Annotated in this window: 22 protein-coding genes and 4 pseudogenes; 12 read left to right on the top strand and 14 right to left on the bottom strand. The window is 72.6% G+C overall.

Going from position 1 to position 21,006, the window contains the following annotated elements; genetic code table 11:
* Positions 1–166: 166 nt before the first annotated feature.
* Positions 167–1,384, top strand: a complete 1,218-nt coding sequence (locus tag ACFU9E_RS12690) for an ROK family transcriptional regulator (RefSeq protein WP_380681491.1) — start codon at positions 167–169, stop codon at positions 1,382–1,384.
* A 33-nt stretch (positions 1,385–1,417) separates the two neighbouring features.
* Here ACFU9E_RS12690 and ACFU9E_RS12685 read toward each other — a convergent pair whose 3' ends face one another.
* Positions 1,418–1,885: a DUF6623 family protein gene (locus ACFU9E_RS12685; RefSeq protein ID WP_380681493.1), complete on the bottom strand. Its 468-nt coding sequence runs from the start codon at positions 1,883–1,885 to the stop codon at positions 1,418–1,420.
* 41 nt (positions 1,886–1,926) lie between these two features.
* Positions 1,927–2,445, bottom strand: coding sequence for a DUF397 domain-containing protein (locus tag ACFU9E_RS12680; protein WP_380681495.1), 519 nt, complete (start codon positions 2,443–2,445; stop codon positions 1,927–1,929).
* Positions 2,446–2,624: 179 nt separating this feature from the next.
* Between ACFU9E_RS12680 and ACFU9E_RS12675 the strand changes: the two genes are divergently transcribed.
* The 5 genes and pseudogenes from ACFU9E_RS12675 to ACFU9E_RS12655 all read left to right on the top strand — a co-directional run.
* Positions 2,625–3,380 (top strand): class I SAM-dependent methyltransferase, encoded by a 756-nt coding sequence (locus tag ACFU9E_RS12675; RefSeq protein WP_380681497.1) that lies wholly within the window; start codon positions 2,625–2,627, stop codon positions 3,378–3,380.
* A complete protein-coding gene (locus ACFU9E_RS12670) occupies positions 3,377–3,970 on the top strand; it encodes a DedA family protein (RefSeq protein ID WP_380681499.1) in 594 nt (197 codons plus the stop codon). Before ACFU9E_RS12675 ends, ACFU9E_RS12670 begins: the two co-directional genes overlap by 4 nt.
* Positions 3,971–4,149: 179 nt before the next feature.
* Positions 4,150–4,773: a hypothetical protein gene (locus ACFU9E_RS12665; RefSeq protein WP_380681501.1), complete on the top strand. Its 624-nt coding sequence runs from the start codon at positions 4,150–4,152 to the stop codon at positions 4,771–4,773.
* Between the two features lie 127 nt (positions 4,774–4,900).
* Positions 4,901–5,083, top strand: a pseudogene (locus ACFU9E_RS12660) (transposase); the annotation flags it as partial.
* A 221-nt stretch (positions 5,084–5,304) separates the two neighbouring features.
* A pseudogene (locus tag ACFU9E_RS12655) lies at positions 5,305–5,457 on the top strand (transposase family protein); the annotation flags it as partial.
* A gap of 63 nt (positions 5,458–5,520) precedes the next feature.
* Here the strand turns inward: ACFU9E_RS12655 and ACFU9E_RS12650 are convergent.
* Positions 5,521–6,060 (bottom strand): SMI1/KNR4 family protein, encoded by a 540-nt coding sequence (locus ACFU9E_RS12650; protein ID WP_380714989.1) that lies wholly within the window; start codon positions 6,058–6,060, stop codon positions 5,521–5,523.
* A gap of 158 nt (positions 6,061–6,218) precedes the next feature.
* On the bottom strand, positions 6,219–7,265 hold the full coding sequence (locus tag ACFU9E_RS12645) for a saccharopine dehydrogenase family protein (protein ID WP_380681505.1): 1,047 nt from the start codon (positions 7,263–7,265) through the stop codon (positions 6,219–6,221).
* Between the two features lie 128 nt (positions 7,266–7,393).
* Here ACFU9E_RS12645 and ACFU9E_RS12640 point away from each other — a divergent pair, with 128 nt between their 5' ends.
* On the top strand, positions 7,394–8,329 hold the full coding sequence (locus tag ACFU9E_RS12640) for a helix-turn-helix domain-containing protein (RefSeq protein WP_380681507.1): 936 nt from the start codon (positions 7,394–7,396) through the stop codon (positions 8,327–8,329).
* A 16-nt stretch (positions 8,330–8,345) separates the two neighbouring features.
* Here ACFU9E_RS12640 and ACFU9E_RS12635 read toward each other — a convergent pair.
* Both ACFU9E_RS12635 and ACFU9E_RS12630 read right to left on the bottom strand, forming a co-directional pair.
* A pseudogene (locus ACFU9E_RS12635) lies at positions 8,346–8,534 on the bottom strand (transposase domain-containing protein); the annotation flags it as partial.
* 91 nt (positions 8,535–8,625) lie between these two features.
* The gene (locus ACFU9E_RS12630; protein ID WP_380681509.1) at positions 8,626–9,234 is read right to left on the bottom strand and encodes a TetR/AcrR family transcriptional regulator; all 609 of its coding nucleotides are present in this window, start codon (positions 9,232–9,234) and stop codon (positions 8,626–8,628) included.
* Positions 9,235–9,376: 142 nt separating this feature from the next.
* On the opposite strand from ACFU9E_RS12630, the gene ACFU9E_RS12625 reads away from it, so the two are divergent.
* The 4 genes from ACFU9E_RS12625 (at position 9,377) to ACFU9E_RS12610 (ending at position 13,911) form a co-directional block, all read left to right on the top strand.
* Complete coding sequence (locus ACFU9E_RS12625; RefSeq protein ID WP_380681511.1) at positions 9,377–10,168, top strand: cyclase family protein; 792 nt, start codon at positions 9,377–9,379, stop codon at positions 10,166–10,168.
* A 103-nt stretch (positions 10,169–10,271) separates the two neighbouring features.
* Entirely contained in the window at positions 10,272–11,204 is a 933-nt protein-coding gene (locus ACFU9E_RS12620) for a fumarylacetoacetate hydrolase family protein (RefSeq protein WP_380681513.1), read from the top strand.
* Entirely contained in the window at positions 11,201–12,430 is a 1,230-nt protein-coding gene (locus tag ACFU9E_RS12615) for a thiolase family protein (RefSeq protein ID WP_380681515.1), read from the top strand. Before ACFU9E_RS12620 ends, ACFU9E_RS12615 begins: the two co-directional genes overlap by 4 nt.
* A complete protein-coding gene (locus ACFU9E_RS12610; protein ID WP_380681517.1) occupies positions 12,427–13,911 on the top strand; it encodes an AMP-binding protein in 1,485 nt (494 codons plus the stop codon). The genes ACFU9E_RS12615 and ACFU9E_RS12610 overlap by 4 nt, the downstream gene beginning before the upstream one ends.
* A gap of 209 nt (positions 13,912–14,120) precedes the next feature.
* Here ACFU9E_RS12610 and ACFU9E_RS12605 read toward each other — a convergent pair whose 3' ends face one another.
* From ACFU9E_RS12605 to ACFU9E_RS12595, 3 genes and pseudogenes are all read right to left on the bottom strand, one after another.
* On the bottom strand, positions 14,121–14,597 hold the full coding sequence (locus tag ACFU9E_RS12605) for a hypothetical protein (protein WP_380689989.1): 477 nt from the start codon (positions 14,595–14,597) through the stop codon (positions 14,121–14,123).
* 21 nt (positions 14,598–14,618) lie between these two features.
* Positions 14,619–14,912 (bottom strand): annotated as a pseudogene (locus tag ACFU9E_RS12600) (peptidoglycan-binding protein); the annotation flags it as partial.
* A gap of 201 nt (positions 14,913–15,113) precedes the next feature.
* Entirely contained in the window at positions 15,114–15,476 is a 363-nt protein-coding gene (locus tag ACFU9E_RS12595; RefSeq protein ID WP_380689987.1) for a peptidoglycan-binding protein, read from the bottom strand.
* A gap of 529 nt (positions 15,477–16,005) precedes the next feature.
* On the opposite strand from ACFU9E_RS12595, the gene ACFU9E_RS12590 reads away from it, so the two are divergent.
* Positions 16,006–16,500 (top strand): helix-turn-helix domain-containing protein, encoded by a 495-nt coding sequence (locus ACFU9E_RS12590; protein ID WP_380689985.1) that lies wholly within the window; start codon positions 16,006–16,008, stop codon positions 16,498–16,500.
* Positions 16,501–16,556: 56 nt separating this feature from the next.
* Here the strand turns inward: ACFU9E_RS12590 and ACFU9E_RS12585 are convergent, their stop codons facing one another.
* The 5 genes from ACFU9E_RS12585 to ACFU9E_RS12565 form a co-directional block, all read right to left on the bottom strand.
* A complete protein-coding gene (locus ACFU9E_RS12585) occupies positions 16,557–17,276 on the bottom strand; it encodes a peptidoglycan-binding protein (RefSeq protein ID WP_380714970.1) in 720 nt (239 codons plus the stop codon).
* Positions 17,277–17,474: 198 nt separating this feature from the next.
* A complete protein-coding gene (locus ACFU9E_RS12580) occupies positions 17,475–18,554 on the bottom strand; it encodes an N-acetylmuramoyl-L-alanine amidase (protein WP_380684764.1) in 1,080 nt (359 codons plus the stop codon).
* A gap of 143 nt (positions 18,555–18,697) precedes the next feature.
* Entirely contained in the window at positions 18,698–19,063 is a 366-nt protein-coding gene (locus ACFU9E_RS12575; RefSeq protein ID WP_380684763.1) for a peptidoglycan-binding protein, read from the bottom strand.
* Positions 19,064–19,385: 322 nt separating this feature from the next.
* A complete protein-coding gene (locus ACFU9E_RS12570; protein ID WP_380684762.1) occupies positions 19,386–19,925 on the bottom strand; it encodes an LPXTG cell wall anchor domain-containing protein in 540 nt (179 codons plus the stop codon).
* Positions 19,926–19,962: 37 nt separating this feature from the next.
* Positions 19,963–20,871: an NAD(+)/NADH kinase gene (locus ACFU9E_RS12565; protein ID WP_380684761.1), complete on the bottom strand. Its 909-nt coding sequence runs from the start codon at positions 20,869–20,871 to the stop codon at positions 19,963–19,965.
* Between the last annotated feature and the right edge of the window lie 135 nt (positions 20,872–21,006).

Raw genomic sequence — 21,006 nt, 5'->3', positions numbered from 1 at the left:
CTCCCCTTCGGTTTCCGTCCGTGCGCGCGGGACATCCCGCCGATGACGACGTGACGACCGGTCATACTGGCTGATGCCCAGGCCCGGGCACCGACCGACGCACCGCGGAGTGCGCCTGGCTGCGCCTGACCGCGCCCCACTGCCGCGTCCGAGACCGGAGGACCCGATGAGCCGCGACCTGCCGACCACCGTTCCGCCGGGCCCCGCGCCGGCGCAGCCGTGGAACCGGCAGCGGCTGCGCAGCAACAACGAGTGGCTGCTGCTCGAACGGCTGCGCCTCGGCGGACCGTCCTCCCGGGCCCAACTCGCCCGCGACACCGGCCTGTCCAAGCCCACCGTCTCCGCAGCCCTGGCCGCTCTCGAACAGGCCGGACTGGCCCGCGAGGCCGGGCGGTTCATCCCCGAGCGCGGGCGTACCGCCGTGCTCTACGAACCCGACCCGCTCGCCGGGCACGTCCTCGGCGTCGACATCGGCCGGGCCCGGCTACGGGTCGCCGTCGCCGACCTCGCCGGGGACATCGTGGCCCGCCGCTCAGTCCCCAACCGGGGGCGGACGGCGAACGCGGTCGCCGACGCGGTGGTGGCCGCCGCCCACGAGGCCATCGCCGAGGCCGGCGTCGGAGCGGCCGACATCGTGCACGCGGTGATCGGCACGCCCGGCGTCTGGGACGAGCAGCGGCGCGGCGTGCGGTACGCCACCAGCCTGCCCGGCTGGGGCAGACCCGGGCTGTTCGACCGGATAGCGGCCGGGCTCTCGACCACCATCACCGTCGGCAACGACGCCAACCTCGCCGCGCTCGGCGAGTACACGCTCGGCGCCGGGCGGGGGAGCGGCAGCCGGATGTTCGCCTATGTGCTGGTCGGCACCGGCCTCGGCGTGGGCGTGGTCAAGGACGGCGAGCCGCTGGTCGGCGCGCACGGCGCGCTGGGCGAGGTCGGCCTGGTTCCGCTCCCGCCGCACGCCGACGGGACGCCGGGCGGCACCGTCGAGCAGGCGGCGGCCGCCGACGCCGTCGTCCGCACGGCTCTGGACCTCGGCATGAACGGCCCGTTGACGGCCAAGGGTGTTTTCGACGCGGCCCGCTCCGGCGATCCGCTGGCGGCCGTCGCCGTGCACCGAGCCGCCGGTCAACTCGCCTACGCCGTAGCCGTGTTGTCGGCCGTACTCGACCCGGACCTGATCGTTCTCGGCGGCGGCATCGGCGCCGGCGCCGACCTGCTGCTCGACCCCCTCGGCCGGGCCCTGGACCGCCTCAGCCCGATGCGGCCCACCCTCGCCCCGAGCCGCCTCGGTGAGGAGGCCGTCCTCCTGGGCGCCGTCGCCACCGCCCTCGACCGAGCCCGCCCCGAGGTCTTCGAACGCCGCTCGGCGCCGGTGGACTGAGCGGCCGGGATTCTGATTTCCGGTCAGGCCGTGTCAGGTCGTGAAATCACCGCCCGCCGTTCCCAGGATCAGGCGCGAGGGGGCGATCGGCGTGTCGAACCCGATCGCCGCGACGACGAAGAAGGAGATTCCGATCCCGAAGGCCACCGAATGCGGCTGATCGAGGGTGAACGTGTTCTGACCGTCCAGCCCGGTACGGTGCTCGCCCTCGGAGGCGAGGTTCTCAAATTGTTGGAGCGGCCCTCCGGACCCGTCCCAGACGTGAACCCGGGTGAGCCGGCCGAATCCGACGTCGGTCTTGAACAGGACGAACACCCTGACCAGGTTCGTCCGGACGTCATTGACGATCACCGGCGTCGGCACGGCGACGTGGAACCAGCTGGACTTGCCCGGTGTGATGTCCACATCGGAACCCCACCCGAAGTGCCCGTTGCGGCTGAGATTCTCGGGATTCTCCACCACCATGGCGTTCCCGTGGACCCAACTCGCCTGCAATGCCACAAGACCCACCTCCTCGGCAGGTTATTTCTTTTCTTGTAGTCTCACATCCCGAAGTCGGGGCTTTCAAGAGCCGAGCCCTGCATACTTTCCGCTATCAAGGCCCCATTACTGATTCGTACAGTAATGGTGAACACCGCGGCCCCGCACCGGATCGGTGGGGCCGCGCTCGCGGTTTCAGCGGCGGGCGACGAAGCCTTCGACACGGACGCGGCCACGAAGGCGAGCCACGCATCGCTGCTGAAGGTGAGTGCGGGCCCGTGCGGCTCCTTGCTGTCGCGGACCACGATCGTGTCCTCCAGCGTGCCGCACTCCACGCAATCGTCGTTCGGGCTACTGGCCGTCGCCTTCCGCCACATCACTGGGAGGGCGGAAGCAGCGGAATGAAAGCTCGCCTGAACTGTTCTCCTTCGCGGGCGGTCCATCCAGCGGAAGGACTGGCCGAACGCGACGACGTCGAACTCGCCGAGGTCGTCCCGCAACTGCTCGGCCCGGGCCCGGATCCAGTGACACGAATCGCTCAACCCGAGTTCGGCGGCGGCCCGTTCGGCCTCGGCGATCATCCCGGCGTCCGGATCAGGGAAGACCGGGTGGACGTCAAGGGCACCGTCACCCGGGCGACCGCCGGTCTGACCAAGGTCACCGTCACGCCGTGATGACGGGGCGGCCCCCACTTTCGTCGGGGAACCGCGTCGCACAATGGCGGTCCCGGGGCGAACCGACGCTTCCTACCGTCGAGTCCATGAAGCACACCGACCGGCAGGCCGCGGACCGAGGCCCCTCCACGACACTCGGCCGTGCGGACGGTTGGGCGTTCCTGCGGGAGGCCGTGCGGGATCTGCGGACCACTGGCGCCGTCGCCCCCAGTGGCAGGGCCCTGGCCCGGACCGTGACCGACCCGATCCGAGTCCGGGCCCCGCGCCCGCTGTCCGTCCTGGAGGCGGGGGCCGGTACCGGTGCGGTCACCCGTGTCCTGCTGCCCCAGCTGCCGCGCGGCAGCCGCCTCGACATCGTGGAGGCCAACCCGCGTTTTGTCGCCCGGCTCCACGACTTCCTCGACGCGCACCCGGCCCCGCCCGCCCGGCACATCCGGGTCACCGTGCACCAGGCCCGCGTGGAGGACCTGGACACCGAGCAGCGCTACGACGTCATCGTCTCCGGCCTGCCGCTGACCAACTTCACCCCCGACCGGGTCGACCGGATCATGGCCCGCTACCTGGACCTGCTCCACCCCGGCGGCACCCTCTCCTACTTCGCCTACCTCGGCACCCGCCGGGCCCGGACCCTCCTCGCCTCCCGGGCGGAGGCCCGCCGCCACGCCGCCGTCGACGCGGTCACGGCCGCCTACCGGCGCCGCTACGCCACCGGCCGCTGGACGGTCCTCGCCAATCTGCCCCCGGCCCACGTGTGGGAACTGCGGCGCCCCGAGGCGACCGGCGAGCAGTCCGGGGAGCAGGTCGATGGGCAGGTCGATGGGCAGGCCGGTCACCGGAGGTGAACGTCCTGACCGACGCCCTCGGCCACCTGTCGCCGATCGCCGTGTACGCGGTGGTGGCCCTGACCGTCTGTGCCGAGTCGGTCCTGGTGCTGGGCGCGTTCGCCCCCACCCTCGCCCTCCTGCTGACCGCCGGTGCCCTGGCCCGCGCCGGCGACGTCAGCCTGCCGCTGGTGATCACGGCCGCCGCCGTGGCAGCGTTCGCGGGCGACTGCCTCGCCCATCGCACGGGCCGCGTGATGGGTGAGCGCCTGCGGGCCGGCCGCCTCGGCGGGCGCCTCCCCGCCGTGGCCTGGCAGCACGCCGAGAGGCTGATGACCCGCCACGGGGGGCGGGCCGTGTTCCTCGGGCGGTTCCTTCCCGTGGTCCGCACCCTCACTCCCCACCTGGCCGGCGCCACCGGTCTGTCCTACCGGAGCATCGCTCCCTACAGCGCCTGCGCCGCCGGACTGTGGGCCGTCGCCGAAGCCGGCACCGGATACGCCGCGGCGACCTCCCTCCAGCGGCTCCTCAGCGTCGGTGGCCCCGTCCTCGCGGTGGTGGCCGTTCTGGTGGTCACGGGCGCGGTTCTCTGGGTGAGGAAGCGGTACTGACAGATCCACGGCTCAGCTGGACCGAAAGGGGGCGGTATGTGATCGAAACTCTCCGCTGATCGACGCTCCGTGATCGTCAGATCTCGATCTGCTTACAAGTGCTTGAACTATGGACAGATCGTGTGGCTTATCTGGTTGACTCGCGAACCTCTTCCAAGCGGAACGGAGCGTTCACGTCCATGCCTTCACGGATGCGCGGCGGTCGTCGCGGCCTGGCCGCCGTCGCCGGACTCGTCCTCACGGTCGGCCTCGCGCTGACCGGCTGTGACCCCACGACGGGCGATGCCTCGACCACTGCGGCCTCCTCGCCCGCCGTCACGGTCACGGCCACCACCCCGGCCGCGCCGGCTCCGGAGCCGCCCGCGCCGGTGGTCACCACGCCGGTGGTCACCCCGCCGCCGGCCGTGCCCGTCGAGACGCCGCCGGTGCCCCCGGCACCTCCGGCACCGGAGCCGACCGCGGCGGCGCCCGCGCCGACCTCCCCGGCGGTACCGTCGAAGGCGCAGCCGACCAAGACCGCCGCCGCCCCCGCCAACACCCCCAAGCCGCAGCCGACGCCCACCAAGGCCGAGCCGCAGCCCAAGGTGACGACCGCCCAGCCGCCGACCGATCCCGACCCGGCGCCCGCCGAGACCAAGGCCGCGGCGGCCACCGGCGACTGCGAGATCAGGTCGAACGCGGGCAACTGCTACAAGGCCGGCCAGTTCTGCCGCAACGACGACCTCGGCAAGAGCACCCACGAGGCGAGCGGCCGGGTGATCAGCTGCGTGATGGTCAGCGGCAAGCCGCACTGGCAGGCGTGAGCCCGGCGCCGGCAGCCGGGAGCGACGGCTCAGCGCAGCTCGGCGAGCGTGCTCCGGAACAGTCGCTCGTACGCCTGTAGCAACCGGCCGTACTCGCGGGCGGCGTCGAGGTCCGGGCCGGCGTCCCCTGGACCTGCTGCCCGACCGGGAGGCGGCCAGCCGGGCGTCTTGGCTCGCGAAACGGCCGGGGGTGGAGGTGGTCTGCCGCGATCGGGCACCGTTCTTCGCCGAAGGCGCCACGGCGGGGGCGCCGCAGGCGGTGCAGGTCGCGGACAGGTGGCATCTTTGGCGCAACCTGAGCGAGGCTGCAGAGCGGTGCGTCGCAGACCACCGCGGATGCCTGCAGGTCCTGGCGCCGGATCCAGGCCAGCCTGCCCCCGAGCCGAAGAAGTTCGAGGACCCCTCCAGCTCGCCCTGGCCGAGGGGACACCGCTTCGCCGACCGCACCCGTGCCAACCACGCGACCGTCCAGGAACTCCCGCCGCGCGGGGTCGGACTCGGCTTCGGCCATCGTCCCAAGCAGAGCGGGCGATCAACCGGGCCCTGTCAGCGGCACGAGCACCGGTCGAACGAAGCATCGCGCGACTCAAGTCCTGGCAGATCCTCCGCCGAGCCCGCTGCAGCCCCAATCGGATGACCTTCATCGCCGCAGCCATCCTCACCTTGGAACGTCAATGCCGCTGAATCCCATTGCCGTTCCAGGGTGGGGACGGATTGGCAATGGCCGTCATCCAGTTGGGAGCCGTCTCACGACCAGACAAGTCGACCTTCGGTGAACCGACAGACCGGTGAGCTTCCATCGGCGATCCTCGTCAGCGTCTCCGCCACGGAGTCGAAATACTGGGCCATCGATTCGTACTCGCCCGTGACCGTGGGGTCACCCACGAACCAGCTGCCGACGCGCCCGTCCCGAACATCGACGAACTTTCCCGTCCAGCCGTCCTGGTCCGACAGGAACGGGATCCACTCATTCCGCCAGAACGGGGAGTCCGGCTGGTCCGGAGGGTCGAATCCGCAGGACGTGGAGCGGTTCGCGTGGAGCCTCTCCATCGCCCGGATGCCCAGAAAGAAGCTTCCCTCGTCGGGGAACCCGTCGAAGCCGCAGCATGCCGCTTCATCGTCGACGTCTCCCTCTGGCAGATCCAGATTGTTCTGCAACAGCCACGTCCGCAGGTCCCCGTGCAGGGAGATCCCCATCCGTTCCTCGGCTGCCGCGAGCATCTGCTCCGTAGCGGGCCCCGGCAGATCCGCGTGATCGGCCGGTGCGTGCTCCCGAAGAAGAGTCATCACACGCGACCAACTCTCAGTCACACTCATCGCCCTTTGCCCTCCGTCCTCTCCACAGGGATGTCTCCGCCCGACCACGCCACTGCGGGTTGGGAAGTATCGGCCGAAGAACCTTGCAGGGATGGTACTTCGAGCGTGTGTTCCTCCTCTCTCCGTGATCATCTTCCCGTCCGCTCGTGCGGGTGCAGGTCGAGTGTGATGTGCGGGTCGAGCGCGTGCAGGAAGTCGGGGGCGTCGAAGATCTCGCCGGCGGAGACGACGCCGACGGTCTTGGTGCGGCCGGTCAGGACGCGCTCGAGGGCCTCGGTGACGAGGGGCGCGGTGACGGCGTAGATGTCCTTGCCGGCGGCCGTGGCCCGGCGTTCGGCTCCGCCGGAGCGGACGACGACGTCGACGAGGAAGGTCTGGTTCGAGCGCCCGCTCTCGTCGGCGGCGGTCGGGGCCGGCGTGTGGGGCGCGGCGACGTCTCGGGCCGCCTCGGCGGTCATGTAGGTGGTCACATCGGGGATGGAGAGGTGCTGGGGGACGGTGACGACGTCCGCCATCGTGAATTCCCCGATCACCGGCCGGGGTCCCATCGGTTCCGGGAAGGTCCACTCCAGGGTGGGCGCGGTGTCGGTGCGGTGCTCCCACTGTCCGCCGCTGTAGCGCAGACGGTGGTTGCCGCGTCGCTTGCGGGAGACCGCACCCGAGAGCCGGGTGCCGGCGGTGGGGTGCCAGTTGCTGAGCGCGTAGGCGATGTGGGCCTCGTCGGCTTCGGTCCAATCGCCCATCGCGGCGGTGGCCAGCAGGTCGCCGAGGCCGCCGAAAAAGGCCATGGCCGGAACGATCACCGCCTCCGCGTCCCGGGCCCGCTCGCGGTAGTGGGCGAAGGTGTCGAGGTTGGCCTCGAGTTCGGCGGCCACGTCCAGGTAGGGGATCTTCGCGCGGAGCGCGGCCTCGATCACCGGGCCGGTGGTCGAGGCGAAGGGGCCGGCGCAGTTGATGACCGCCGCCGTTCCCGCCAGAGCCCGGTCCAGCGAGGCCGAATCGTCGACCGACGCCGCCCGGGCCTCCAGCCCGTGCTCGTGGGCCAGCTCTTGCAAGGTCTGTGCGTTGCGCCCGGACAGCACCGGGACGAACCCGCGCGCGGCCAGCTCGGCGACCACGAACCGCCCGGTGTGACCGTAGGCGCCGAACACCGTAACCAGCTGACCTGACCCCATGAGACCGCTCCCGTGGATTGCAACGCCCGCTGCGAGGTCGATCCGCCGCGGCTTGACTTCCCCATCCTGTCCCTCGGTCAACGCCCCGCACGAGCGTCGGAAACGACATGCCACGTACAGTTTCGGACATGCCCACCGTTGCGCTGGCCGTCACCGACGGCATGCTCCACTACGAACTCTCCGTGGCTGTCGAGGTCTTCGGATCCGACCTGACCCATATCGTGGACCCTTGGTACGAGTTCTCCCTCTGCGGGAGCGGTCCGGTGCGCATCGACCGTTTCCGCCTGGAGCCTGACCACGGACTCGACCACCTCGCCCAGGCGGACACAGTGATCGTCCCCGGCTGGGCCGACACCGACCTCGACCCGTCCGCCGAACTGGTCGAGGCGGTGCGTGCGGCCCACGCAGCCGGTGCCCGCGTGGCCTCACTGTGCACGGGGGCCTTCGTCCTGGGCGCGGCAGGACTGCTCGACGGCAGACGTGCCACCACGCACTGGGCTCACACGCGGGAACTGGCCCGGCGCCATCCGTCAGCCGTCGTCGATCCGGACGTCCTCTACGTCGACAACGGCGACGTCCTCACCTCCGCGGGCAAGGCCGCCGCCATGGACCTGTGCCTGCACCTGGTCCGCCTCGACCACGGCTCGGCCAACGCCAACAAGATCGCCCGACGCCTGGTCATCCCGCCCCACCGCGACGGGGGCCAAGCCCAGTTCATCGCCACGCCCCTCCCCGCCCCGGGCAACCACCCCCTGGGTGAGCTCTTCCCCTGGGCGCTGGAGCGGCTGGACCAGCCGCTGACCGTGGAGGACCTGGCCCGACAGGCCCGCATGAGCTCACGTCACCTCGGCCGCCACTTCAAGCACCTCACCGGCACCACGCCACTTCAATGGCTCCACACCCAGCGCATTCGCCGCGCCCAGGAACTGCTGGAGACCACCGACGCCACCGTGGACACCATCGCCGCGGCCACCGGCATGGGCACCGCTACTACCCTGCGCCGCCACTTCCACCGCAACGTCGGCGTCCCACCCGACACCTACCGCCGAACCTTCCGTCCCTAGAGGCAATACCGGTGATTTAAGTGGGTTTTCGGTTGGTTGGGCCGGTCTTGGTGTCGGTCCGACCAGCTCGCCGGGCCCGGCCGATGGCCGCCGTCGTCGGCACCCGCCAGGCACCGGCCCACCGGCCCTCCCGCTCCGGGCCCTGGACGAGAAGCCGGGCCACCTCCTCATAGCCCTGCCCGAAGAACAGGCACATCGCCAGGACGAAATGGACACTTCGCGTGCGGCGCGGTCGGCGTGGAGGGGGTCGGGGAGGTGGGTGGAGGGTGGGAAGCCGGTGGTCCGCTCCTCGGGCCTCAGGTGCCTGCGGAGGTGGGGGGCTCGGTGTCGGAGAGCGCGTCGGTGTAGATGCCGGTCATCGCCGTCACGGCGCGTCGGCGGTCCAGGTCCGGGTCCAGGCGGTGCTGGATGTTGATGCCCAGGGTGCCGCCGAGCAGGGCCGCCGCGACGGCCTCCGGGTCGGCGGCGTGCGCGCCGGTCGCGCGCAGGTGGTCGGCGTACAGGCCGCGGATCTTGGCGTACTCCTCGGCGTAGGTGGCGCGCAAGGGGGACTCGCGGCTCACGGCCTCGATCAGGAGCGTCGAGAAGATGTGCGACTCGGGGCGGGACATCAGCGCGAAGTTCGCCTCGATCAGGGCCTCGACCCCGGCCTGCGGACCGGCGGCGGAGAGGCGCTCGCGCATGAACTCCACGCCCCACCGGAACGCTTCCTCGATCACCGCCTTCAGCAGGCCGTCCTTCGAGCCGAAGTGCCAGGCCACCGAGCCCCGGCTGATGCCGGAGCGCTCCGCCACGGCCTGGACGGAGGCCGCGGCGGTTCCGCCCTCGGCGGCGAGTTCCCAGGCGGCGGCCACCAGCCGGCGCCGGGTCTCGGCGGAGATCTCCTGCTTGCGGGTCGCGCCCACGCGGTGTCCTTTCCAATGCTGCGGCCGCTTGACCGGGCCGATTCTGTCACGCCACGGCCGGGTGGTTCCGGGGCGGTGAGCGGTTGCCTGTGTTGGAAGTCCAGTTCTATGCTGAGCGTCCAATAACAAGGGAGGATCCGTGATGGAACTGATCGACCTGACCAGGACGCTGGACCCCGCCGACCGCGAACTGCTCCCCGAGCCGCTGCGCACGCTCGCCGAGGTGATCGCGCCTTCCATCGCCTACGCCCACCCCGCGGGCGAGGGCCGCGAGCAGTTCGCCGCCGCCCTGCACTGCCGCGTCGAGGACCTGCCCGACGGCGAGGGCTGGGGCGCGGAGACGCTGACCGACTTCAGCACCCACCTCGGCACCCACGTCGACGCCCCGCTGCACTACGGCTCGACCTGCGAAGGCAGGCCCGCCCGCACCATCACCGACATCGCCCTGGACGAGCTGTGGTGCGAGGCGCTCGTGCTGGACCTGCGGGGACGCTGCGAGCTCGACGCCCCGATCACCGTCGAGGCGCTGGAGTCCGCCCTCGCCGACAACGGCGCCCCGGTCCCGGCCGGCGGCGCGGTCCTGCTGCGCACCGGCCAGGAGCGCTACGGGCTGTCCGACCCCGAGTTCTTCCGCTACCCGGGGATGAGCCGTGAGTCGACGCTCTTCCTGGCCGACCTCGGGGCCAAGGTGCTCGGCACCGACGCCGGGGGCTGGGACCTGAGCTTCCCCGTGATGGCCCGCAGGTTCCGTGAGAGCGGCGACAACTCCGTGCTGTGGGACGGCCACCGGGCCGGCCGCGAGCGGGAGGTCTTCATCGTCCAGCAGCTGACCAACCTCGCCGCCCTGCCCCCGTCGGGATTCCGGGTGGCGTTCTTCCCGATCAAGATCGCCCGCGCGAGCGCCGCCCCGGCCCGCGTCGTCGCCTTCGTCTGACCCCACCGACCTTCGCCCGATCCCAGGGGTCTTCGTCCGACCCCCTCGGCCTTCGTCCGACCCCACCCCGCTTCCCGTTCCCTCCTGAGAAGAGGAACCGACCGTGAAACTCGCAACCGTGGAACACGAGCGCGCCGAACGGACCGCGCTCGTCCTCGACCAGGGCGCCCGCCTGCTGCTGCTCGACCGCGCCCACCACCTGGCGACCGGCGACCACGCCCCCGCGCTGGCCACCATGCAGGCGATCATCGACGGCGGCGATCCCGTACGGCGGATCCTGGACCGGCTCGCCGGACAGGCCCCGGACGAAGCCGTGGTCGCCGCCGCCGAGGTGCGCTGGCTCTCCCCGCTGCCCAGGCCCGTGCAGATCCGGGACTTCGGCGCCTTCCCGGGCCACTTCCGCAACGCCCGCGCCCGGATCGAAGGCATTCCGGCCGAGCAGGTCGAGCTGCCGGCCGTCATGCTCGAACGGCCCCTGTACTACTTCACCAACCGGCTCTCGGTGACCGGCCACGACAGCGACATCGCCTGGCCCGGCTACTCCTCGGTGCGGGACTACGAGCTGGAGTTCGCCTGCGTGCTCGGCCGCGGCGGGACGGACATCACGGCCGCGGACGCCCCCTCGCACATCTTCGGCTACACCGTCTTCAACGACTTCAGCGCCCGCGACACCCAGCTGGAGGAGATCGCCACCGGCCTGGGCCTGAGCAAGAGCAAGGACTTCACCGACGCCAACGTGCTCGGCCCCTGGATCACCACCGCCGACGAGGTCGGTGACCCCTACGGGCTCACCATGACCGCCCGCGTCAACGGCGAGGAGGTCAGCCGCGGCACCACCGCCGACATGCACCACACCTTCGCCGACATGATCGCCTTCGCCTCCCGGGCGACCCGGCTGCACGCCGGAGAGGTCTTCGGCTCGGGCACCGTGCCCACCGGCTGCGGACTGGAACACGGCCGCTTTCTGGAACCCGGCGACACCGTGGAGCTCGAAGTCTCCGGCCTCGGCATCCTGCGCAACCGGGTGGTGTCATGAACCGCGAAGCACTGATCCTCGGCGTCGGCGCCACCCCCTTCGGCCGCCACCTCGACCGCACCGCCGGCGACCTCGCCGGGCAGGCCGCCCACGAAGCGCTGCGCGACGCCGGACTCACCCCCGCCGACGTCGGCGCCGTCTTCCACGCCACGGTCAGCCAGAAGGCCATCGACGGCCAGCACATGATCCCCGGCCAGGTCGCGCTGCGCCCGCACGGCTTCGCCGGCGTTCCCGTGGTGAACGTGGAGAACGCCTGCGCCGGCGGCGCCACCGCGCTGTGGCTGGCGATCGCCCACGTCCGGGCGGGTCTGGCGGACGTCGCCCTGGCCGTCGGCGTGGACAAGCTGGTCTGCGCCGACCCCGCCCAGGGGCTGGCGGTGTTCGACGGCGCCATGGACGTCGCCCACCGCGAGGAGACCCTCGCCGCCCTCGCCGCCCTGTCCGACCCCCTGCCGCCCGAGCTGTCCGTGCCCGACGGCGACCGGTCGGTGTTCATGGAGATCTACGCCTCCCTGGCCCGCGCCCACATGCGGCGCTTCGGAACCACCGAAGCCCAGCTGGCCGCGGTCGCCGCGAAGAACCACGCCCACTCCGTCCACAACCCCCGGGCCCACTTCCGCAAGCCGTTCACCGCCGACCAGGTCCTCGCGGCGCGACGGGTGGCCTGGCCGCTGACCGTGCCGATGTGCTCACCGGTCAGCGACGGCGCCGCCGCCGTCGTCGTGAGCAGGGCCGGCTTCACCCGCGACGAAGCGGCCGTGGCGGTGCTCGGCAGCGTCCTGCTGTCCGGCACGGACCGGGCGGCGGACGAGGCCGAGCGGCACATCGGCCGCCGGGCCGCCCTCGCCGCCTACGAGCAGGCCGGCGTCGGACCGCAGGACGTCGACGTGGCGGAGGTCCACGACGCCACCGCCTTCGGCGAGATCCAGCAGGTGGAGAACCTGGGATTCTGCCCGATCGGCGACGGCGGCCCCTGGTCCGCCTCCGGCGCCGGCGCCCTCGGCGGCAGCCTCCCGGTGAACCCGTCCGGAGGACTCGAATCCCGCGGCCACCCGGTCTCCGCCACCGGGCTCGCCCAGGTCTTCGAACTGGTCACCCAGCTGCGCGGCCGCGCCGGCGAGCGCCAGGTCCCCGGCGCGCGCATCGCCGTCGCCGAGAACGGCGGCGGCCTCTACGGAATCGAGGAGGCGGTGGCCGCCGTCACCGTCCTGGGGAGAACACGATGAGACCCGGATACGCCGAGCTGATCCTGTCCGCGCTGCGCAGACGGCCCGAACGCACCGCCTTCCGCTTCACCGACGACGACGGGGCCGAGCACAGCTGGACCTACGGCGGGACCGCGGACCGGATCGAGCGCACCGCGGCCGCGTTCGGGCGGCTGGGTCTCGCACCCGGCGACGGCGTCGCCCTGCTGTGCGGCCCGGACCCGCGCGCGTTCACCGTCATGGCCGCCGCCTGCCTGGCCGGACTGCGCTACACCGCCCTGCACCCGCTCGCCACCGCCGCCACCGACCGGACCGTCCTGCGCGACAGCGCGTCGGACTGCCTGGTCGTGGACGACACCCGCTTCGCCTCCCGCGCCCGCCCCGAGGGCGTCCGGGCGATCACCCTCGCCGAACTCGACGGCCTCGCCGCCGACACGGCTCCCGGCCCCGACGACCCGCGCGGCCCCGCCCTGTACCTCTTCTACACCGGCGGCACGACTGGCGAGCCCAAGGGCGTGATGCTGCGCGACCGCTCCCTGCTCGCCAACGCCTGGGCCTGTTCCACCTGGGCCTGGCCGCCGGACACCCACTTCCTGATCACCACCCCCATGTCGCACGCCGCCGGCCTCCTCGTCGCCCCCGGCCTGCTGCGCGGCGCGAGCTTCGAGCTGCACCCCTCCTTCGACCCGGACCGCGTCATCGACGCGATCGAGCACGACGGGGTGAGCGCCACGTTCGTCGTCCCCACCATGCTCTACGCGCTGCTCGACCACCCCCGGCTCCTCACCGCCGACCTGTCGGGGCTGAACTGGGTCCTCTACGGCGCCGCACCCGCCGACCCCGCCCGGCTCGCCGAGGCGCACCGCCTCCTCGGCCCGGTGCTCAGCCAGCACTACGGCCAGGCCGAGGCCCCCAACGCGCTGACCGTCCTGGACCCGGCCGAACACCGCGACGACCCGCACGTCCTGGGCAGCTGCGGCCGGCCGGTGCCCGGCGTGGAGATCGCCCTGCTCGACGCGTACGGCCAGCCGGTCCCGGACGGCGAGCCCGGCGAACTGTGCGTCCGCGGGCCGCTCGTGATGGACGGTTACTGGAACAAGCCCGAGCAGACCGCGGCGGCTCTCGAAGGCGGTTGGCTGCACACCGGCGACCTGGCCCGCCGGGACGGCACCGGCCTGATCACGATCATCGACCGGCTCAAGGACACCATCATCACCGGAGGCTTCAACGTCTACCCGCGCGAGGTCGAGGACGCCCTCGCCGCCCACCCGGCGGTCGCCGCCGCCGCCGTGTACGGCACAGCCGATCCGCACTGGGGCGAAGCCGTCACCGCCGCCGTGGTCCTGCGCCCCGGGCGGCACGCCACCCCCGCCGAACTGGCCGACCACGTCCGGGCCGGCCGGGGCGCCCTCTGGGCCCCGAAGCGGATCCACCTCGTCGACGCCTTTCCCGTCACCGCTCTGGGCAAGATCGACAAGAAGCAGCTCCGCAACCGGCCCTGAACGGCCGCGAGCCCCCGCCCGCACCGACGACTCCGTGGCCGAAGCACCCCGGCCTCGATGGCGCCGGAAAGCCTCGGGACCTCGGGCACCACGCGATCGAGTCGTTTCCCGTGGTCGGCTCCGGCGGCGCGCTCGTGGAGCTGCTCGAAGCCCCGAGGGGCACCGGATGCGTCCGGTGCCCCTCGGGGTGTGGTCCTGCCGGGTGGCCGTCAGCCCGTGAAGGTCACGTCCCAGTGGTTGCCCTCGTTGGCGTAGACGTTGCCCGAGGGGGCGGTGTAGAGGGTGGCGCCGTCGCCGCGCACGCCGCTGTAGGCGAAGTTGCCGGTGATGTGGCTGGTCAGGCAGCCCACCATCGCGAAGTCCAGCTTGTAGCCGTTGGCGTGGCTGTAGGTACCGGCGGCGTGGCCGGTCTCGGTGCCTCCGGTGATGGTCAGGCCGCAGCCGCCCACGGCGTGCTTGAGCGCGACGGCGCCGTCCGCCGAGGCGCGGCGCAGGCCGTCGAAGGAGGTGCAGCTGCTGTTGTTGCGGTTGGAGCAGTTGCCCGAGGAGGACCAGGTGATGCCCGCGGAGGAGAACATCGAGGCGGCCTGGGACTGGCTGAGCAGGTCGCCGCTGCCGCCGCCGGTGCCGCCGCCCGTGCCGGAGAGCAGGGCGGACCAGGTGGCGGGGCCGGCGATGCCGTCCACCGGGCTCAGGCCCGCGGACTGCTGGAAGCCGCGCACCGAGGAGTCGGTGCCGGCCCCGAAGGCGCCGTCCACGGCGAGGTTGGCGCCGCGGGCGTTGAGCTGGACCTGGAGCGCCTTGACGGCGTCGCCGTTGTCGCCCTGGCGGACGGTGACGATCAGCTTCGGCCAGGTGGCGCCGCCGACGATGCCGTCCACCGGGCTCAGGCCGTTGGCGCTCTGGAAGCTCTTGACCTTGGCCTCGGTCGCGGGGCCGAACGCGCCGTCGGCGTCGGTCGCGTAGCCGCGGGCGTTCAGCAGGTACTGGACGGTGGACACCTTGGCGCCCTGGTCGCCGCTGCGGACGACGGGCCAGCTCGCGGCGTGGGCGGCGGGGACGGACAGCACCGCCGCCAGGAGGCCGGCGAAGATCGCGGCCGCGACGGCCGGGAAGCGCTTCACAGAAGTTCCTCATTTCTGCTGAGGTGGAGGAGGGGAAGGGGACGTACCGTCGGCGGACGGCCCCGGGAACGGGTCGGGCTACCAGGTCGGCAGGTTCTCCCAGCAGGTGGTGCCCCAGGAGAACTCGTTGTGGACGATCACTTCCTGCATCTTGCTGCCGGTCTGGATGCCGACGATCCCGTCCACGTCGAGGCCGTTGGCCTGCTGGTACCGGCGCACGGCGGCCTCGGTGCGGTCACCCCAGATGCCGTCGACCTGGAGGCCGGAGTGCAGGGAGGCGTTGACCGCGAGCTGGACGCACTTGACGCCGGTTCCCCGGTCGCCGTAGGCGATCTCGCCGGCGGTGGGCCGCGCACTGGCCGTGCCCGCCAGGACGGTGACGGCGAGGGCGGCTGTGGCCGTCACGACGGCGGCGCGCTTGATGACCGGGAACATGGGCATGGCGGGGCTCCTGGGAGACGTGGGTGAGGACGGCCGCAACGGCCGGTCGACAGCCGACACTAGGAAGCCCCGAGGACGTCCCGCGATCGTTTTCGCGTCCCTGGGACGCCCTCCCTCACGGGGCGTCGGCCGGGGACGGCGGCGGAGTCGCTAGGCCGTGCCGGGCGCTGGGCCCCGGCTCCGGACCGCGGGCGGCGACGGCGTCCCACGGCGCCCGTCCGAGGCCAGCGGTGTCTCAACCTGAGCGGTTCCGGCGTCTCAAACCGCAGCTCAGGGCGGTTCGATGCGTCGTACCCATCCCAAAAATCCGAAAGATCGTGGACTTCGTCCCGGGGATGGCACACAGTGGATCAAGCCGCAGCACGTGACCCGGGGTGGGCCGTGCCGCGGGAGGGCGCACCGTGGGGGCGGGGGGCCTCGGCCGCCGGGAGACCGGTTCGGCCCGTGGGGACCGGCCGGCGGGAGTGCGGCACGGCGCCCGGCTCCGTTGCGCGTCCTCGATCGCACCGGAACGACCTGGGGGGTACACATGATGGACCACGTTCCTTTGTCCGGCGGCGCGCCGAAGGGCCCTGCCGACCGGCTCTGCGAGGAGCTTCAGTCACTGAAGTCCTCGTCCGGCCTGACCTACGCCCGGATCAGCGAGCGCACCCACTACGCGAAGTCCTCGTGGGAGCGGTGGGTGAACGGCAAGCAGTTCCCGCCGCGTGACGCCGTCGAACGGATCGCCGCCGTCTGCCAGGCCGACGAACGGCGCCTGCTGGAGCTGTGGACCCTGGCGGAGGCCTGCCGCACACCGGCCGCCGTACTGGGCGCCGCACCGGGGGCCGCACCGGGGGCCGCACCGGGGGCCGCCGGGTGCGGCGGCGCGCCCGGCGAGGGGGACGCCGCCTCGCCGGACCGCCGGCAGGCGGTCCTGCTGCTGCTGACCGTGCTGGCACTGGCCCTGACGGCGGGTCTGGCGCGGTCCGTGGCCCTGCGACGGGAGCTGCGGCGCGACACCCTTCCCGGCGGCGGCGTATAGGGACGACGCGGGCAGGGCCCCACCCCGCCCGGGGTGGGGCCCTGCCCGCGTGCCGCTCAGTACCAGTTGTGGGACTGCCAGAAGCTCCAGGCCGAGCACGGGTCGCCGTAGCGCGACTTGATGTAGCTCAGGCCCCAGCTGAGCTGGGTGGCCGGGTTGGTCTGCCAGTCGGGCCCGGCGGTCGCCATCTTGGTGGCGGGCAGCGCCTGCGGTATCCCGTACGCGCCGGACGAGGGGTTGGTCGCGTAGACCTTCCAGCCGCTCTCGTGGGTGTAGAGCTGCTCCAGGCAGCCGAACTGCCCGCTCACGCTCCAGCCGAGGGCGGGGAACTTCCACTGCGCGGTGATCCGCACGGTGCGGGCGATCCCCAGCGCGTTCATGGTCGCGGGCCCGGCGATGCCGTCGGCGTCGAGCCCGTGCGCCCGCTGCCAGGCGGTGACGGAGGAGGTCGTCCCCGCGCCGTAGGCCCCGTCGGCGCCCGAGCCGGTCGCGCGCTGGACCTCGGCGACCTTGTTGTGGAGGGCGAGTTCGGTCCGGGGGCCGTACACGCCGTCCTCGTCGAGCCCGTTGTCGCGCTGGAAGCCGCGGACGGCGGCGGTGGTGGCCGGGCCGTAGTCGCCGTCGACACCGCCGCTCGCCAGGTAGCCGATCCCGACCAGGTTGCGCTGGATCCAGGTGGTCGAGTCGACGGCCTGCGCCTGGGCGGGCAGCAGGGCGAAGGCGACGAGTGCGAGCACGGCCACGGCGAGGCCGCGCAGGGCTGCGATGTGTTTCACGGTCATTCCTTCCGGTGCGCCTGTCGGACGAGCAGGCGGTGCGGTTCACTCTCGGCCCGGGTACGGGCGTCCCACCACGGTCCGTGGCGTCCCGGGGACGTCCCGCGACGGCCCCGGGCCGGCCCCCGTGCGCCGGGCGTGGCGCCGCCCGCGGTGACCTGGTCCGCGGGCGGCGCCGGAGCCGTACGGCATCGTGCGTCAGGCGAGCAGCCGGCTCCAGGTCCGGGCGTCGACCACGCCGTCGGCGGGCAGCGACGCCGCGCTCTGGAAGGACGCCACCCCGGACTGCGTCCCGGGGCCGAAGGCGCCGTCGACCGCCACCGTGACGCCGTGCGCGACCAGCTGGCTCTGCACGGCGGTCACCGCGCTGCCCGAGGCCCCGCGCGCGAGCGGCGCGACCGCCTGACTCCACGTCTGGTTGCCCGCCACGCCGTCCGCCGAGGCGTGCACCGTGTTCTGGAAGGCCGTGACGGCGCTGCGGGTGGCGGGACCGAACGAGCCGTCCACGGTCAGGGAGGCGCCCCGCTGCACCAGCAGGTACTGCAGGGTCTTCACCCGCTCGCCCGAGGCGCCGCTGCTCAGCACCGGCCACACCGGGCCGGTCGGGTCCCCGCCGATCTGGGCGGCCACGTCGCGGCGCAGCTGCGGAATCAGCGCGTACAGGCGGTCGCCGGGGCACTCGGTGGCGTTGAAGTCGCGGTGCCCGTAGATCTGGTAGGCCCGCAGTCCGTACTGGCGGCAGATGTGGGTGATGAGGGCGACCAGCGCCGCGTACTGTTCGCTGCGCGGGTCGACGGTGCTGTAGGTGCCCTCGTTCTCGATGCCGATCGCCACCGTGTTCTGCCCCGTGCAGTGGGCGGACTCCACGTGCTGGGTGCCGCCGGTCAGCGTGGAGAGGCTGTTGTGTCGGCCTTCCGTGATGTACGCGCCGCGGCTGACGGTGAAGTGCTGGCCGGTGTCGATCCAGCCCTCGGTGTCCATCTGGTACGTCTGCATCGACCTGGCCAGCGAGAACGCGGCGGCCTGCGAGTAGTCGGTGACGTTGGCGGTCGCGGTGTGGTGCACGATCACCTTGTCGGGCGCGCCGGGCAGGATGTTGAGCGGGCCGGACGCGGGCCGGGCGCCCCAGGCGGCCGTGGAGGCGATCGCCGGGCCGGTGGCGGCGCGTGCCGTCCCGGAGGGGAGCGCGGTGGAGAGCAGCGCGCCGGTGCCGAGAGCGAAGGCGCCGGCGAGTACCGAGCGGCGCCCGGGGTGGGAGGGGGTGGTGTCGGTGGTCATGTCGAGGGCTACCTGGTCCTTCGGAGGAGGAGTGGGAGGTCCGGGGCGCGGCGGAGCACCGCTGCCCCCGCGCCTGCTGTCGGCACGAGGGCAGCGATGGGCCGCCGGGATCCGGCGGGTGGGTGGGGCGTCCGGGCGGCGGGTCAGCTACTGGTGGGGATGTACTCGTAGCAGAGCTCGCTCAGGACCACGTCGCCCGAGTTCAGGAGAAAGCCGTTGTAGAGGACGTCGCCGGTCCTCCTACCGACGATGCCGTCCGCCGAGAGGCCGTGGCGGCTCTGGAAGTCGGTCAGTGCCGCGTAGGTCGCGTTGCCGTACTGGCCGTCGACCGCGAGGGAGTACCCCGCCCTGTTCAGCCCCGCCTGCACGCAGGAGACCGCCCGGCTGTGCTGGCCGGGCTTGATGTTCGCGGCGCTCGTACTGGCCTGGGCGACGCCGGCGAGCGAGGTGACGGCGATGGCCGCGGCGCCGAGGGTGACGGCTCCGCGCCGGAACACGTGCTTGATCATGGAAGGTTCCCCCTTCTCGGAAGCGGTCACGGGCCGCCCCCGCGGGAAACTCCCCCCGAGGCTGCGGTCCGTGACTCGGACACGGCCCATGCTCGGCGCCGCGGCACCCGTCCCTCCAGGGCCTCTCCGTCCCTGGGACGCCCCGGACCGGCCGGGGGAGAGCGGCCGGGGCGTCCCCCTCCGTCCCGCTCCCTCCCTGCCCTTTCCCGCCCGCGTCCCGGCCCCGGTCCCCGGTGCGGGACGCCGTCGCGGCCCCTCCTGGACATGCCGGAGGGGTGTCCGCGGCGGGCTGCCACGGACACCCCTCTCAGGTTTGCCTGCCTCAGCTGTTGCGGCGGCGCCTGCTGAGGCCGAGGGCGAGTCCGCCGATGATCAGCAGTGCGCCTGCGATCCCGACCACCGTGAGGACGGCCGTGCCGGTGCGGGCGAGGATGCCGGTCGGTCCGGGCTCGGTGGGCTTGCCTGGCGTCACCGGGTCGGGTTCGACCTTGACGGTGGCGGTGGCCTCGGAGGGAGTGGCTCCGGGGCCGGTGCCCGTGGCCGTGTTCCTGATCGTGCCCGCGTCCACGTCGGCCTGGGTGACGGTGCAGGTGGCGGTGCAGGTCATCGTCGCGCCCGGGGCGAGGCTGGTGCGGGGGCAGGTGACCTGGCCGGGGGTGGGGTCGTCGACCTTGATGCCGGTGACGGTGGCGGTGCCCTGGTTGGCGACGGTGAGCTTCCACTCGATGAGGTCGCCGGTGTCGATTCGGTTGTTGCCGTTGCCGTTGCCGTTGACGTCGACGGTGTCGGCGGTCTTGGTCAGGGCGAGGGCTCCCTGTCCGGTCGACCGGATCGAGGCCTGGTCCGCTGGTGCGTAGCCCACTGAGGCCGGGCGCGCGTTTCCTCACCGGACCGGGGAGTCAGCCGTGTTCCGCCGAGCCGCTGAGTCGGAGTTTGCGCTGGGCCCGCTGGTAGAAGGTGGTGTGGCCGAGCCGTACGACGCGGGCGGCGGCAGGGAGCATGGTCACCTCGACGGTGTCGCCCGGTGCGACGTGGCCGACCAGGAGGCCGTCGGCCTCGACGGCGAGGTCGCCGCTGTGCGGGAGGACCTTCAGTTCGAGTCGCTCGCCGCTGGAGAGGAACACGGAGCGGTTGAACGCGGCGTGCGGTGCCACGGGCGTGATCAGCAGGCCCTCCGCGTTGGGGGAGACGATCGGGCCGCCGGCGGAGAAGCTGTAGGCGGTGGAGCCCGTCGGGGTGGCCACGACGACCGCGTCGGCGGTGTAGGCCACGAACGGCTCGCCCTGGACCCGCACGGCGACCGCCGCGGACCTGTGCCCGGGGCTGCGCAGGAGCACCACGTCGTTGAGGGCCGTCTCCTGCGCGGCCCCGAAGCGGGCGTGGACGCCGGAGCGGGCCTCCACGGTGAAGCGTTGGGCGTCGATCGCGTCCAGCGCGCCGGGGAGTTCCGGGATGTCGACCTCGGCGAGGAATCCCAGGCGTCCGACGTTGACGCCGAGGACCGGCGCGTGGCCGCCGGTCGCGAGCCGCATGGCGCGCAGCATGGTGCCGTCCCCGCCGAGGCTGATCAGCAGGTCGGCGTTCGCGGCCATCTCCTCGGCCTCGACCGGAACGGCCTCGCAGCCGATCCGCGTCACCTCCGCCGTCAGCCCCAGCACCTTGGTGCCCCGGGCCCGGCTCCACTCGATCACGGCCTCCACGGTGGGCGCGCAGGTGCGCTCGGGGTGGAGGACCAGTCCCACCGTGCCGATGAATCCCATCCGGGCCACCTCGATGTCCGCCTGGCTGCTGTTGCCCCCTCCAGTCATGCACAGCCCGGGCCGGAACGCCTGCGCTGAGGCGGTCCGACTGCTGCTCGTGGCGGCCGCTCCGTGCGAGTCGGCCGGTCGGGATCCGGACGGGCGGCCCGACGGCTTCGGCGTCGACCTGCCCGGGAGAACATC

It is taken from the genome of Kitasatospora sp. NPDC057595, from assembly GCF_042800875.1.
Taxonomy (GTDB): Bacteria; Actinomycetota; Actinomycetes; order Streptomycetales; family Streptomycetaceae; genus Kitasatospora.
Note: the sequence above shows the minus strand (reverse complement) of the source record. Positions and strands in the feature narration are given on the sequence as shown.

Excerpts from the sequence above, each read along its gene's own strand:
- ACFU9E_RS12690 (WP_380681491.1), top strand. The coding sequence starts at position 167 with ATGAGCCGCGACCTGCCGACCACCGTTCCGCCGGGCCCCGCGCCGGCG.
- ACFU9E_RS12680 (WP_380681495.1), bottom strand. The coding sequence starts at position 2,445 with ATGATCGCCGAGGCCGAACGGGCCGCCGCCGAACTCGGGTTGAGCGAT.
- ACFU9E_RS12675 (WP_380681497.1), top strand. The coding sequence starts at position 2,625 with ATGAAGCACACCGACCGGCAGGCCGCGGACCGAGGCCCCTCCACGACA.
- ACFU9E_RS12665 (WP_380681501.1), top strand. The coding sequence starts at position 4,150 with ATGCCTTCACGGATGCGCGGCGGTCGTCGCGGCCTGGCCGCCGTCGCC.
- ACFU9E_RS12650 (WP_380714989.1), bottom strand. The coding sequence starts at position 6,060 with ATGACTCTTCTTCGGGAGCACGCACCGGCCGATCACGCGGATCTGCCG.
- ACFU9E_RS12645 (WP_380681505.1), bottom strand. The coding sequence starts at position 7,265 with ATGGGGTCAGGTCAGCTGGTTACGGTGTTCGGCGCCTACGGTCACACC.
- ACFU9E_RS12640 (WP_380681507.1), top strand. The coding sequence starts at position 7,394 with ATGCCCACCGTTGCGCTGGCCGTCACCGACGGCATGCTCCACTACGAA.
- ACFU9E_RS12625 (WP_380681511.1), top strand. The coding sequence starts at position 9,377 with ATGGAACTGATCGACCTGACCAGGACGCTGGACCCCGCCGACCGCGAA.
- ACFU9E_RS12615 (WP_380681515.1), top strand. The coding sequence starts at position 11,201 with ATGAACCGCGAAGCACTGATCCTCGGCGTCGGCGCCACCCCCTTCGGC.
- ACFU9E_RS12610 (WP_380681517.1), top strand. The coding sequence starts at position 12,427 with ATGAGACCCGGATACGCCGAGCTGATCCTGTCCGCGCTGCGCAGACGG.
- ACFU9E_RS12595 (WP_380689987.1), bottom strand. The coding sequence starts at position 15,476 with ATGCCCATGTTCCCGGTCATCAAGCGCGCCGCCGTCGTGACGGCCACA.
- ACFU9E_RS12590 (WP_380689985.1), top strand. The coding sequence starts at position 16,006 with ATGATGGACCACGTTCCTTTGTCCGGCGGCGCGCCGAAGGGCCCTGCC.
- ACFU9E_RS12580 (WP_380684764.1), bottom strand. The coding sequence starts at position 18,554 with ATGACCACCGACACCACCCCCTCCCACCCCGGGCGCCGCTCGGTACTC.
- ACFU9E_RS12575 (WP_380684763.1), bottom strand. The coding sequence starts at position 19,063 with ATGATCAAGCACGTGTTCCGGCGCGGAGCCGTCACCCTCGGCGCCGCG.
- ACFU9E_RS12565 (WP_380684761.1), bottom strand. The coding sequence starts at position 20,871 with ATGACTGGAGGGGGCAACAGCAGCCAGGCGGACATCGAGGTGGCCCGG.